Source organism: Enterobacter asburiae (assembly GCF_007035645.1).
In the GTDB taxonomy this organism is placed as follows: Bacteria; Pseudomonadota; Gammaproteobacteria; order Enterobacterales; family Enterobacteriaceae; genus Enterobacter; species Enterobacter asburiae_B.
In genome coordinates this window covers 291,266-304,592 of sequence record NZ_AP019632.1, presented here as the reverse complement: position 1 = coordinate 304,592, position 13,327 = coordinate 291,266, and the positions used below count along the sequence as shown (strand labels likewise).

Below are 13,327 nucleotides of genomic sequence, written 5' to 3'. Positions count from 1 at the left end.
TTATTTTTGAGCCTTGTTAAATCACCGCATTCAGCTCAGCAGTGTGAAAGCAATCATCCCGACAATGGCGCCCGTTGTGCCAAGGATGGTTTCCATCAGCGTCCAGGTTTTCAGGGTTTGCGCTTCGGTGGCGCCGGTAAATTTACCGAACAGCCAGAAGCCCGCGTCGTTAACGTGAGAGACCACAATCGAACCGCCCGCGATACAGATAGACAGCGCGGCCATCTGCGCACCGGAGTAGTTCAGCTGTTCAATCACCGGCATCACCAGACCCACGGCGGTTAAGCACGCCACGGTTGCGGAACCCTGGATGATGCGCACCGCCGCGGCCAGCACGAAGCAGGTGACCGCAATCGGCAGGCCCATCCCGGTCAGCGCTTCGCCCAGAGCCGGGCCCACGCCGGAATCCACCAGCACCTGCTTGAACACGCCGCCAGCGCCGATCACCAGCAGGATAATACCCGCAGGCTGCAGCGCGGCACCGCAGATCTCCATCACCCGGTCTTTCGGCATTCCCTGACGCATCGCCAGGCCGTAAATCGCCACCAGACAGGCCACCAGGATCGCCGTGAACGGATGACCGATGAACTCGAACCATTCGTAGGCGCTGGAACCCACCGGCACAAAGCGCGCGGCGATGGTTTTCAGACCCACGAGAACCAGCGGGAGCAGGATCAGCGACAGGCTGAAGCCGAAGGACGGCATTTTGCCCTCGCCCAGGTGCGGCTCGGTGACGTCATCCGGAATGTGTAGCTCAACGTAACGGCTGATGAAGTTGCCCCACAGCGGACCGGCAATAATCATCCCCGGGATTGCCGCGCACAGGCCAATCAGGATCATCCAGCCAAAGTCAGCGTGCATCTGAGACGCCAGCAGCATCGGCGCAGGCCCAGGCAGCAGGAACGCTGCGGCCGCCGCCACGCCCGCAAACAGCGGAATAACCAGCTTCACGAGGTTAGTGCCGGTATGGCGCGCCATGGAGAACGCGACGCTTATCAGCAGCACTACGGCCACTTCGAAGAACAGCGGCAGCGCGCAAATCAGGCCAGCCAGACCAATCGCGTAGTGCGCGCGGCTGTGGCCGAAGGATTTCAGCATCTTGACGGCAATCTGGTCGACCGCGCCCGTCTCGTGCAAAATCTTGCCAAACATCGCGCCAAGGGCGACCACAATCGCCAGGAAGCCCAGCGTGCCGCCCATCCCTTTTTCCATCGTCGCGGCGATCTTGTCGAGCGGCATACCGGAAAAGAGACCTGCACCTATAGAAACCACCATCAAAGCGACAAAAGCGTGCATACGCGCCTTCATCACTAAAAACAGCAGCAGCAACACGGAACCCACTGCTGTCAAAACTAGCGTTAATGTACTCAAAACTTACTGCCTTTTATTAATGACCTCGATGGTGCTGGCAACAACACCTTCCAGTGACTGATCGATATCAACCACTAAGACATCTTTCTCATCTTCACCCGGCTCCTGCAGCGCTTCGAACTGCGTCACCAGCATCTGGGTTTTGAAGAAGTGACCTTTACGCGCCTTCAGACGGCTTTCAATCACCTCGAAATCCCCTTTCAGGTAGATGAAAGAGAGGTTCGGGTTACCGTCGCGCAGCAGGTCGCGGTAGGTTTTTTTCAGCGCAGAGCAGACAATCAGGGAGACTTTGTTGGTGCGCTGCATGGCGAACGCGGCGTCATTCAGCGCCTGCAACCACGGTTTGCGGTCGTCGTCGTTCAGCGGCTCGCCGGAGGCCATTTTCATGATGTTGCTGCGCGGATGGAGGAAGTCGCCATCAAGGAACGCAGCCTGGAGTTGATGCGCCACTTCGCTGGCTACGGCTGATTTCCCGCTACCGGAAACGCCCATCAGGACGTAGACGTGGTGATCGTGATTAGTCGTGCTCAAAGGGTGTCCCTCAGTCAATTGTTACGGGTAACAGTTATCGGTAACATTGTCCTGCCGGGGCAAAAGAGAAGCAATATCCAAACGTGCGCGAAGTGAATAAGTGTGAGCTACTTCAAATTTGTCAGTTCAAATAGATCCACCCGGTGACAAGGTGAAACCTAAATCTAACATTTTTGGGGTAACCGTCTCGCCACGAATGCGCGCCAGCAGGCGTTCTGCGCCAATGCGGCCCATACGTTCACGCGGGGTCAGGACGCTCGCCAGACGCGGCTCCATCACCTGGCCAATGTCGTGGCCGTGGAAACCGGCAATCGCCATATCATCCGGGATCTTGAGCCCCAGACGCTGACACTCAAACGCCGCGCCGACCGCAAGGTCATCGTTGGTACAGAAAATACCGTCCAGTTGCGGATACTCGCGTCGTGCCTGGCGCATCAGCTCAATACCCGACGTATAGGAAGAGGACTGCTCCACCATCACGCTGTACGGGGTTAGGTTCGCGTCGAGCATCGCCTGCTCGTATCCCTTCTGTTTGATGATAGTACGTTCATCAAGACGCGCACCCAGATAGGCGATATGACGATGCCCACGGGCAATGATGGCCGCCGTCATCTGGCGCGCCGCTTCGAAGTTATCGAACCCCACGGCGATATCGAGGCACGGCGACTGGCTGTCCATCAGCTCCACCACCGGGATACCGGCCACTTCAATCATTTTGAGCGTGCGGGCAGTGTGGGTACGTTCGGTTAAAATCAGGCCGTCGATGTTCCAGGAAAGCATCGATTCAAGACGTTCCTCTTCCAGTTCCGGCTTGTACCCGTAGTGGGCGAGCATGGTCTGATAGCCAAAAGCATCGGTGACGCTTTCAATGCCGCGCAAAACTTCGGCGAAAACCTGGTTGGTCAGGGAAGGAAGCAGGACGCCCACCGCACGGCTGGTCGCATTGGAGAGAATATCGGGTGCGCGGTTGGGGATATAACCCAGTTCATCAAGGGCCGCGGCAATCTTGCCACGCAACGCCACGGAAACCTGTTCCGGGTTACGTAAAAAACGGCTGACCGTCATTTTGGTCACACCGACGCGATCGGCGACATCCTGAAGTACGGGGCGTTTCTTTTTCATCGTCCTGAGAAATCTTGAAGTGAGAGATTTGCTCAGTTTATCACGGACAAAGCCCATCCTTCCCCTGTCAAAGGGAAGGATGGGCATTTATTTATGATTTATTACACCGGCGGCAGGTCAAACAGCAGAATTTCACTTTCGCTGTCGGCATGCACGGAGAGCGCCTGCTCATCCCAGACGGCGAGGCCATCGGCGGTTGTCGCTTTGGTGCCGTTGATGGACACTTCTCCTTTCACCACCTGGATCCAGACGCGGCGGTTGGCGGCAATCTGGTGCACAGACTGTTCGTCTTTCGCCAGCGCCCAGCGGTACAGTTCCATATCCTGATGCACCTTCAGAGAACCTTCACGCGCATCCGGGGACAGCACCAGCTGTTTGCCCTGTTTCGCGTCGAAGCGGCGCTGCTCGTAGCGCGGCGTGATGCCGGTCTCTTCTGGAATGATCCAGATTTGATACAGGTGCAGTTTTTCCGTTTTGCTCGGGTTGTACTCGGAGTGACGCACCCCGGTACCCGCGCTCATAATCTGGAACTCGCCCGCCGGAACCTGCTCTTTGTTGCCCATGCTGTCCTGGTGTTCCACCGCCCCTTCCAGCACATAGGTCAGGATTTCCATGTCTTTGTGCGGGTGGGTACCGAAGCCCTGGCCTGCATCAATCACGTCGTCGTTAATCACGCGCAGTGCGGAGAAGCCCATGAAGTTCGGGTCGTAGTAGTCGGCAAACGAGAATGAATGCCATGAGTCCAGCCAGCCATGATTCGCGTGACCACGTTCGTTTGCTTTGCGTAAGTAGATCATTGTTTCACCCTCAGTTCGTTTCGATGGAGTAAGTGTGGACGCAAACCGCCTGGGATCATAGAGGGTGAAAATTGACTCCTCTGTTCAAAAATTATGAACAAGCGCAGAGGAGCCGTTTTTGCTTATTTCGCGAGGGTTACCGTGGCAGGAGAAGCCTGCTCAAAGGCCCGCTCGAGGATTTCCAGGTTGGTCAGAACGTCAGATTCCTTGACGTAATTCGGCGCGCTAGTTGTGAGAGTTTCATACAGCGCATCGTAGACGCGGCCATAGTCGCCAATTTCCGGTTTCAGCTCTTCCCTGACCGTTACGCCCTCATCGTTCACATACTCCAGCACGCCCACGGAATTATCCGCCGCAAAGCCCGGTTCACCCGGCATGATGTTGGCCTTCAGGCTGGTCTCCTGTTGGTCGATGCCGTACTTAATGAACGATCCTTTGGTGCCGTGAACGATAAATTTCGGATAGTCGATTTTCACCAGATGGCTGGTTTTGACGATGGCCTTCAGGTCGCCGTAGAACAGCTGCGCTTCAAAGGTGTCGTCCGGGTTGGCTTTGTTACGCAGGCTGCGGATGTCATACGTCACGTGGTCCGGTCGGCCAAACAGAGAGATGATCTGGTCCATCGTATGCACGCCCAGACCATAGAACGAGCCGTCCTGCGGCAGGCCGGGTTGGGTTTCCGCCACCGGACGGTAGTAATCGAAGTGGCTTTCGATTTCCACAATGTCGCCCAGCTTGCCGCTTTCAATCGCCTTTTTCGCCGTCAGGAAGCAGCTGTCAAAGCGACGGTTTTGATACGGCGTAACGGTCAGGCCTTTACTTTTCGCCAGCGCGAACAGCGCTTTTGCTTCGGCGATGGTCGGGGTGAACGGCTTTTCCACCAGCACGTTTTTACCCGCTTCCAGCGCGCGTTTCGCATAGTCAAAATGGCTGTCGGCGTGGGTGCAGACAACAACCAGTTTGACCTGCGGATCGTTAAGTACTTCATCAAGATCGCTGGTGAAATGGATATGAGAATACTGCGGGGATTGCTCTTCCGGCTTCGCGCGGCGGCGGAAGATGTGCGCGACGTGCCAGCTGTCTTTACGGTTGAGAACATACGGCAGGTGGTAGCGGGTCGTACTTTTACCAAATCCAATAAATGCGCAATGTAGTGTCATGGCTCAGTCCTTTTGGAAGGTTACTGAGTCTAACCATAACAAAAAAAAAGCCAGCTAAAAGCTGGCTAAAGTAATACTGGAAGCAATGTGAGCAATGTCGTGCTTTCAGGTTCCCGTAGCGGTCTTCCTGAATGCAGAGCAATAATAATCATTCTCATTCGCACTTGTCCAATACTTTTTGCAAAAAATAGCGGTTGACTCAAATTTTAAAGTCATTGATGTTGAAAGGGACGTTTAACTGACTGAGGAATAAGGAATGAGTGAGATAGTGATACGCCATGCGGAACCGAAAGATTATGACGCCATTCGTCAGATCCACGCCCAGCCGGAGGTGTACCACAACACACTACAGGTTCCTCATCCCTCTGAGCAAATGTGGCAAGAACGGCTATCCGACCAGCCCGGAATCAAGCAGCTCGTCGCCTGCATAGACGGTCATGTTGCCGGCCATCTGTGCATCGTCGTCGCGCAACGCCCGCGCCGCAGCCATGTGGCTGATTTTGGGATTTGTGTCGGCGCGCAGTGGCAAAACCGGGGCGTTGCCAGCGCTCTGATGCGCACCATGATTGATATGTGCGATAACTGGCTGCGCGTTGACCGCATTGAGCTGACGGTATTTGTCGATAACGAACCGGCGATTGCGGTGTACAAAAAACACGGGTTCGAAATTGAAGGCACCGGCAAACGCTATGCCCTGCGCAACGGCGAGTATGTGGACGCGTATTATATGGCGCGAATGAAGTGACACACTTCCCTCACCCCGGCCCTCTCCCCACAGGGGCGAGGGAGAAAAGACCGCACCGTGCAATCCCCTCTCCCCTGCGGGGAGAGGGTTAGGGTGAGGGGAATCGTTAATACCCCGCCGACAAATCATCTACCGAACGCGGGTCCGACGCGCCAAACAGCGCCCCGTCCGGCCCCACCATAATGCTCTGGGTGCTGCCCATCGCCTCTTTCACCGCCACTTTTTGCCCGCGCTGTTCAAGCAGCTTGAGCGTATCCGGGCTAAAGCCCTTCTCGACGCGCAGCTCGTCCGGCAGCCACTGGTGATGGAAACGCGGTGCGTTGGTCGCTTCGGCGACGTTCATCCCAAAGTCGATGCTGTTCACCACCATCTGCAGCACGGTAGTGATAATACGGCTCCCGCCAGGGCTGCCGGTCACCAGCCAGATTTTCCCGTCTTTCACGACAATGGTGGGCGACATAGAAGACAGCGGACGTTTCTTAGGCCCTACTGCATTCGCATCGCCGCCCACCAGCCCGTAGACGTTCGGCACGCCCGGTTTGGCAGAGAAGTCATCCATCTCGTTGTTCAGCAGAATACCGCTGTTGCCCGCCACAATCCCGGTGCCGAAGGTGGTGTTGAGCGTGTACGTCACCGCCACCGCGTTACCGTCTTTATCCACCACCGAGAAGTGGGTGGTCTGGTTGCTTTCATACGGCGCCAGCTTGCCGGGGCGGATCTCGCTCGACGGTTTAGCCTTGTTGATGTCGATCTGATCGGCAATGGATTTAGCATACGCCTTGTTGGTCAGCGCCTGCCACGGCACCTTCACGAAGTCCGGATCGCCGAGATATTCCGACCGGTCGGCGTAGGCGCGTTTTTCCGCTTCCGCCATCACCTGCATGGCGTCCGCGCTGCCGAAGCCGAACTTATGCATATCGAAGTTTTCGAGAATATTGAGGATCTGCACGATGTGGATCCCACCGGAAGACGGCGGCGGCATGGAGAAGACCTCGTATCCGCGATAGGTACCGCTAATCGGCTCGCGCTCCACCGCCTTGTATTCCGCAAGATCCGCTTTGGTGATGAGCCCGCCGTTCTTTTGCATCTCTTCCGCAATCTGGTCGGCAATTGCCCCTTTGTAGAAGGCGTCCGGACCGTGCTCCGCAATCAGCTCCAGGCTTTTGGCGAGGTTCTTCTGCACCAGCCTATCGCCCTTCTTCAGGGGCTCACCGTCTTTCCAGAAGATGGCCTTGCTGTTTTCGTGATTCGGAATGACTTCGCTGCCATAGGTCTTGAGATCGTCCGCCAGCGCATCGTTTACCACAAAGCCGTCGCGCGCCAGCTTGATGGCAGGCTGCACCACCTTGTTCAGCGGCATCGTGCCGTATTTTTCCAGCGCCAGCGAGAAGCCCGCAACGGTGCCCGGCGTGCCGGTGGCGAGGTGCGAAGTCAGGGATTTTTTGCTGTCAGGGTTACCCTGATCGTCGAGGAACATATCGCGGGACGCCTGAGAAGGCGCCATTTCGCGGAAATCGATGGCGGTGGTTTTGCCGTCTTTGGTACGCAGCATCATAAAGCCGCCGCCGCCCAGGTTCCCCGCCTGCGGATGCGTCACCGCCAGCGCATAGCCGACGGCGACCGCTGCATCCACCGCGTTACCGCCCTGCCTGAGAATATCGACGCCCACTTTGGTTGCCAGCGCATCCACCGACGCCACCATGCCATGGGTTGCCCGCACGGGATGAAAAACATCTTCCTCCACGCCGTAAGAGACCGGAGGCGCCGCTGGCGGGTTGGCCGCCACGCTAAATGTACCGCCTGCCATCAGCGCGGCGATGGCGACCCAGCGCAAAAACGTTGGTTTCATCATTATTGTTCTCCAGGTGAAGGGATCCATATTCCCCGCTTAAGCCTGGTTCACAACTCCTAAAAAATCATCGTCATGGTGAAATCGGGGTAAACTTAAGAAAGACCTCAAAAGGAGGAAATGACAATGAAACGCTTATGGATCCTTACGGCGCTGATCCCGTTTGCCGCGCTCGCACAGCCACTCAACACCCTGAACAACCCGAACCAGCAGGGTTACGTTATCCCGAGCCAGCAGCGTATGCAGACGGAGATGATGAGCCAGCAACAGCAGCAGAAAGGAATGCTTAATCAGCAGCTTAAAACGCAGACCCAGATGCAGCAGCAAAGCCTGCAAAATCAGATGAACGCCAACACCCAGCGCGTGCAGCAGGGGCAGGTGCGCGAGCAGCCGCTGCCGAATAAAAACGGCGGGATGTTAGGAGGAATGACGTCGTCAGGCAGCGGACAGCAGCACATGCTGCCGCCGCAGTCGAATGGCAGTATGCTTAATCCGCAGAACTAAAGTCCGGGCCGATCAGGTCGATTGCATCGGTACAGATGCTGTCCACGCCCCAGCGCAGCAGTTCGGCTGCGCGCTGGGGTTTGTTAACCGTGTAGACCAGAATATGCAGGCCTGCGTCCTTCAGCATCTTCACCCGCGCCTCATCCAGCAGCCTGTGGTTGAGATGGATAGAAACGCACGCTAAGCGTGTCATCAGCTCGCGCCAGTCCTCGCGCCACTCGTCAAGCAGCAGCCCGCGCGGCAGTTCCGGTACGGCCGCCTGTGCGGCCTCCAGCGCATCGATTTCAAATGATGACAGCAGCGGCGCAGTCATCCCTTCCCACAGTTCGCGCGCGGCCAGGGCAATGACTTTGCCCGTCAGCGGCCCGGTGCCGGTGGTCGGTTTGATTTCGATATTGGCCATCATGCCGTGCTGGCGACAGCGATCGGCCACTTCCGCCAGCAGCGGCAGCGGTTCGCCTTTGAATTCGCCGCTGTACCAGCTTCCGGCGTCCACTTTCAGCAGATCGCGCCACGGCAGCTCGCCCGCCACGCCCCAGCCGTTGCTGGTGCGTTCGAGGTTATCGTCATGCAGCAGGAAAATTTCGCCGTCTTTCGACAGCTTGGCGTCGAACTCGATCATCGTGTGACCGTAGCGCGCGCCAACGTCAATCGCCGCCAGGGTGTTCTCCGGCGCCAGCTTACCGCCGCCACGGTGGGCGACGACGTGGGGATAAGGCCAGTTGCTCATACTCGTTGTCCTGTTTCACCGTCAAACAGGTGCAGATGGTTTTCCGGCAGGTGCAGCCACAGCGTGCTGCCTGCTTTCGGGCGCTCCTGATGTGCCAGGCGCACCACCATTTTTTGTTCGCCCCAGCGCCCGTGCGCCAGGTTATCTGCACCCAACATCTCCAGCGTGTCCATCACCAGCGGCACGCCGCCGTCCGCCTGAGAGGTTAAAACGATATGCTCGGGGCGGATACCGAGCGTCATCTTACGCCCGGCGTAGCCACGATAGTACCAGTTGATCGGCAACGCCATCCCGCTTTCCAGTTCAAAATGCGTGCCCGCGCTGCTGATACGCCCTTCCAGCAGGTTCATTGCCGGGCTGCCGATAAAGCTCGCCACAAAGCGGGTGGCCGGTTTCTCGTACACTTCCACCGGAGTGCCAATCTGTTCGGCGATGCCTTTGTTCATCACCATCACGCGCTGGGCGAGGGTCATGGCTTCGACCTGATCGTGGGTCACATACAGGGAGGTGGTTTTCAAACGACGGTGCAGCTGCTGCAGCTCAAGGCGCATCTGCACGCGCAGCTTGGCGTCGAGGTTAGAGAGCGGCTCGTCGAACAGGAATACCGCCGGATCGCGCACGATGGCGCGCCCCATCGCCACGCGCTGGCGCTGGCCGCCGGAGAGCTCGCGCGGTCGGCGCTTCAGCAGGCCGTCCAGCTCAAGAATGCGCGCCGCCTCTTTCACCCGCTCGTCGATATGGCCTTTGCCCATGCCGCGGATTTTCAGCCCCCAGGCCATGTTCTCTTCCACGCTCATGTGCGGATAGAGAGCGTAGTTCTGGAACACCATCGCGATGCCTCTGTCTTTCGGCTCCATCTCGGTGACGCGCTGACGGTCAATCCAGATATCCCCGGAGGTCACGCGCTCCAGCCCCGCCACCATGCGCAGCAGGGTGGATTTGCCGCAGCCGGACGGGCCGACCATCACGATGAATTCTCCGTCCGCCACGTCGAGCGTCAGCGGCTGGATCACCTGGGTTTTGCCGTCCCAGCTTTTGGTTACTGCCTGAAGTTTTAAACCTGCCATCTTATTTCTCGCTATCGACCAGGCCGCGGACAAACGCGCGCTGCATGGCTAAAACAATGACTACGGGTGGGATAAGGGTGAGCAGCATCGCCGCCATCACCTGGTTCCAGAGGGTGGTGCCTTCGCCGGTGGCGATCATGCCTTTGATGCCCGCCACGGCGGTACCGAGGTTAACGTCCTGAATAATCAGCAGCGGCCACAGGTACTGGTTCCAGCCGTAGATAAAGGTGATCACAAACAGCGCTGCAAGGTTGGTTTTCGACAGCGGCAGCACGATGTCCCTGAAGAAGCGCATCGGCGACGCGCCGTCGATGCGCGCCGCTTCAATCAGCTCGTCCGGCAGGGTCATAAAGAACTGGCGGAACAGGAAGGTGGCGGTCGCCGAGGCCATCAGCGGCAGGGTTAAGCCCGCGTAGCTGTCGAGCATCTTCAGGTTGGCAATCACTTCTACCGTCGGGAAGATACGCACCTCTACCGGCAGCATCAGGGTGATAAAAATCATCCAGAAGAAGAGGTTACGCAGCGGAAAGCGGAACCAGACGATGGCGAAGGCCGAAAGCATCGACACCGTAATTTTGCCGACCGTAATGCCAAACGCCATGATGAAGCTGTTGAGCATCATCAGCCAGAACGGCGCGCTGTTGGCGCCCACGCCCTGAGTCCAGATGGTCTTCATGTTCTCGAACAGATGCCCGCCGGGGATCAGCGTCATCGGCGTGTCGAACACCGCTTTGGTGTCCAGCGTGGCGGCGACAAACGCCACGTACAGCGGGAAGAGGATGACGATGATCCCTAAAATCAGCATGGTATGGCTGAAAATCGTCAGCCCGCGACGGTTCTCAATCATTGGTAGCGCACCTTACTTTCGACATAGCGGAACTGCACCACCGTGAGGATGATGACGAGGAACATCAGCACGACCGACTGCGCGGCAGAGGCGGAGAGATCCAGACCGGCGAAGCCTTCGCGATAGATCTTATAGATAAGCGTCGTGGTCGCCTGCACCGGGCCGCCTGCGGTCGCCGCGTCGATCACCGGGAAGGTGTCGAAGAAGGCGTACACGAGGTTAACCACCAGCAGGAAGAAACTCACCGGGGCGATCAGCGGCAGCGACAGCCTGAAGAAGCGACGAATGGGCCCTGCGCCGTCAATCGCCGCGGCTTCCACCAGCGAGCGCGGAATGGACTGCAGCGCGGCAAAGAAGAACAGGAAGTTGTAGCTGATCTGCTTCCACACCGAGGCGAACACCACCAGGAACATGGCCTGACCGCTGTTCTGGGCGTGGTTCCAGTCGTAGCCGAACTCGGCCAGGAAGTGGGTAATCAACCCGCGACCGGGGTTAAACAGGAAGATCCACAGTACGGCGGCGACGGCGGGAGCCACGGCGTAAGGCAGCAGCATCAGGGTTTGATAAATACGGCTGCCGCGCACCACGTAGTCCACCAGCGCGGCGAAAAACAGCGAGGCAACCAGACCGCTGACGGTCACCAGCGCGCTGAACTTCATCGTCGTCCAGAAGGAGTCCAGGTAGTAGCTGTCGTGGAACAGTGCGGTAAAGTTGTCCAGGCCAACAAACTGGCTGGAAAGCCCGAACGGGTCGACGCTTTGTACCGAGTACCACAGCGCTTCGCCCGCAGGCCAGATAAAGAAGATAACGGTGATGACCAGCTGCGGCGCGACCAGAAGATAGGGCAGCCAGCGGGAACGAAACACCGGACGGGATGATGACATAGGTTTGCTCTGTAGGTATTCCCCCTCACCCCGGCCCTCTCCCCAAAGGGGCGAGGGAGAAAAGACGGCTCCGCGCAGTCCCCTCTCCCCTATGGGAGAGGGTTAGGGTGAGGGGCAGGTTTGAATTACGATTTGGTCGACTGCTCAAAGCGGCGCAGCAGCTGATTCCCGCGCTCTACCGCAGAGTCCAGCGCCTGCTGTGGCGTTTTCTTACCGGTCCACACGCTTTCCAGCTCTTCATCCACGATGGTGCGGATCTGCGGCATGTTGCCCAGACGCAGGCCTTTGGTGAACGGCAACGGCGGCTTGTTCAGCATCTGACGCGTCGCGATGTCCGCGCCCGGGTTCTTGCTGTAGAAGCCCTGCTCGCGGGTCAGGTCGTACGCGGCTTTGGTGATCGGCAGGTACCCGGTCTTCTGGTGCCATTCTGCGGCGTTTTCAGGCTTCGCCAGGAAGTCGAGGAATTCGGCTACGCCTTTGTAGGTGCCCTTGTCTTTACCCTGCATCACCCACAGGCTCGCCCCGCCGATGATGGCGTTCTGCGGCGCGCCCTTCACGTCAGCGTCGTACGGCATCATGCCCACGCCGTAGTTGAATTTGGCGTAGTGGCGGATATCCGCCAGCGAACCGGAAGAGGCGGTGGTAATGGCACAGTCGCCGTTGTAGAACTTCTCGGTGGATTCGTCTTTACGTCCGAAGTAGCTGAAGTCGCCCTTCTTGTTCAGATCGGCAAGCAGCGCGATGTGCTTCACCTGCTCCGGCTTGTTGAACTCCAGTACCGCGTCGGTGCCGTCGAAGCCGTTGTTTTTGGTCGCCACCGGCAGGCCGTGCCAGGCGCTGAAGTTTTCAATCTGGATCCAGCCCTGCCAGCCGCTGGCGTAGCCGCACTTCATCCCCGCCGCTTTCAGCTTCGCGGTGTACTCCGCCAGGTCCTGCCAGGTTTTTGGCGGCTGCTCCGGGTCTAAACCGGCTTTTTTGAAGGCGTCTTTGTTGTAGTACAGCACCGGCGTGGAGCTGTTAAACGGCTGAGACAGCAGGTGGCCGGTTTTGGAATCGGTGTAGTAACCCGCTACGGTCTGCACGAACTGCGACTCATCGAAGTTGATGCCCGCTTCTTTGAACACTTCATAGACCGGCTTGATGGCTTTGGAGGCCATCATGGTGGCGGTACCCACTTCATAAACCTGCAACAGCGCAGGTGCGTTACCGGTACGGAAGGCGGCGATGCCCGCGCTCAGGCTCTGCTCGTAGTTGCCTTTGTACACCGGCACAATTTTGTAATCCGGATGGGTGTCGTTGAAACGCTGCGCCAGGGAGTCAACTTCTTTACCCAACTCCCCTTCCATGGAATGCCAGAACGGAATGGTGGTCACAGCCATTGCGTTCGTCGCAAAAGCCAGACCCAGTGCCAGACCCAAAGCTGTGTGTCGTAACGATGTCATTGTCATCTCTCTTATTGTGCCGGATGCGCGATATCACGCGTTTTATGCTCGCGAGGTAACATGACATGCTCGAATTACAGAAAAATAACTGTTTGTTTACAGATAAGTGACAGCCAGGCGTCAGGGGGATGATGGTTGTGTGAAAGGGGCTGGGGGGTGGTTTAGGTGCTGTCTGGTGCCCTCACCCCGCCCCTCTCCCACGGGGAGAGGGAGAAAACACTAAAAAAGGCAACTTGCGTTGCCTTTTTGCTTTTACCTCGTGCGGTCTGGTGCCCTCA

The 13,327-nt window shown here is 57.7% G+C and carries 13 protein-coding genes; 2 read left to right on the top strand and 11 right to left on the bottom strand.

What is annotated here, in order from left to right:
• Positions 1-30: 30 nt before the first annotated feature.
• The 5 genes from gntU to FOY96_RS01360 form a co-directional block, all read right to left on the bottom strand.
• Positions 31-1,371: a gluconate transporter gene (gene gntU / locus FOY96_RS01380; protein WP_023310036.1), complete on the bottom strand. Its 1,341-nt coding sequence runs from the start codon at positions 1,369-1,371 to the stop codon at positions 31-33.
• Positions 1,372-1,374: 3 nt separating this feature from the next.
• On the bottom strand, positions 1,375-1,902 hold the full coding sequence (gntK, locus tag FOY96_RS01375; RefSeq protein WP_008503362.1) for a gluconokinase: 528 nt from the start codon (positions 1,900-1,902) through the stop codon (positions 1,375-1,377).
• Between the two features lie 126 nt (positions 1,903-2,028).
• A complete protein-coding gene (gene gntR / locus FOY96_RS01370) occupies positions 2,029-3,024 on the bottom strand; it encodes a gluconate operon transcriptional repressor GntR (RefSeq protein ID WP_021242747.1) in 996 nt (331 codons plus the stop codon).
• Between the two features lie 101 nt (positions 3,025-3,125).
• Positions 3,126-3,821, bottom strand: a complete 696-nt coding sequence (locus FOY96_RS01365; protein ID WP_003861565.1) for a pirin family protein — start codon at positions 3,819-3,821, stop codon at positions 3,126-3,128.
• Between the two features lie 122 nt (positions 3,822-3,943).
• The gene (locus tag FOY96_RS01360; protein WP_143346396.1) at positions 3,944-4,981 is read right to left on the bottom strand and encodes an oxidoreductase; all 1,038 of its coding nucleotides are present in this window, start codon (positions 4,979-4,981) and stop codon (positions 3,944-3,946) included.
• Positions 4,982-5,237: 256 nt separating this feature from the next.
• On the opposite strand from FOY96_RS01360, the gene yhhY reads away from it, so the two are divergent.
• Entirely contained in the window at positions 5,238-5,726 is a 489-nt protein-coding gene (yhhY, locus tag FOY96_RS01355; protein WP_045143059.1) for an N-acetyltransferase, read from the top strand.
• A 106-nt stretch (positions 5,727-5,832) separates the two neighbouring features.
• On the opposite strand, the gene ggt is transcribed toward yhhY, so the two are convergent.
• Entirely contained in the window at positions 5,833-7,578 is a 1,746-nt protein-coding gene (gene ggt / locus FOY96_RS01350; protein WP_172620499.1) for a gamma-glutamyltransferase, read from the bottom strand.
• Positions 7,579-7,701: 123 nt separating this feature from the next.
• Here ggt and FOY96_RS01345 point away from each other — a divergent pair, with 123 nt between their 5' ends.
• Positions 7,702-8,079 carry a DUF2756 family protein gene (locus FOY96_RS01345; protein WP_045888353.1) on the top strand — a complete coding sequence of 126 codons (378 nt, stop codon included), beginning with the start codon at positions 7,702-7,704 and terminating at the stop codon, positions 8,077-8,079.
• Here the strand turns inward: FOY96_RS01345 and ugpQ are convergent.
• From ugpQ to ugpB, 5 genes are all read right to left on the bottom strand, one after another.
• On the bottom strand, positions 8,063-8,809 hold the full coding sequence (ugpQ, locus tag FOY96_RS01340; protein WP_143346395.1) for a glycerophosphodiester phosphodiesterase: 747 nt from the start codon (positions 8,807-8,809) through the stop codon (positions 8,063-8,065). The genes FOY96_RS01345 and ugpQ overlap by 17 nt on opposite strands.
• Positions 8,806-9,876 carry a sn-glycerol-3-phosphate import ATP-binding protein UgpC gene (locus tag FOY96_RS01335; RefSeq protein WP_029742187.1) on the bottom strand — a complete coding sequence of 357 codons (1,071 nt, stop codon included), beginning with the start codon at positions 9,874-9,876 and terminating at the stop codon, positions 8,806-8,808. Before FOY96_RS01335 ends, ugpQ begins: the two co-directional genes overlap by 4 nt.
• Before the next feature lies 1 nt (position 9,877).
• A complete protein-coding gene (gene ugpE, locus FOY96_RS01330; protein ID WP_028015153.1) occupies positions 9,878-10,723 on the bottom strand; it encodes a sn-glycerol-3-phosphate ABC transporter permease UgpE in 846 nt (281 codons plus the stop codon).
• The gene (gene ugpA / locus FOY96_RS01325) at positions 10,720-11,607 is read right to left on the bottom strand and encodes a sn-glycerol-3-phosphate ABC transporter permease UgpA (protein WP_033144396.1); all 888 of its coding nucleotides are present in this window, start codon (positions 11,605-11,607) and stop codon (positions 10,720-10,722) included. Before ugpA ends, ugpE begins: the two co-directional genes overlap by 4 nt.
• Before the next feature lie 125 nt (positions 11,608-11,732).
• Positions 11,733-13,049, bottom strand: a complete 1,317-nt coding sequence (gene ugpB / locus FOY96_RS01320) for a sn-glycerol-3-phosphate ABC transporter substrate-binding protein UgpB (RefSeq protein WP_143346394.1) — start codon at positions 13,047-13,049, stop codon at positions 11,733-11,735.
• Between the last annotated feature and the right edge of the window lie 278 nt (positions 13,050-13,327).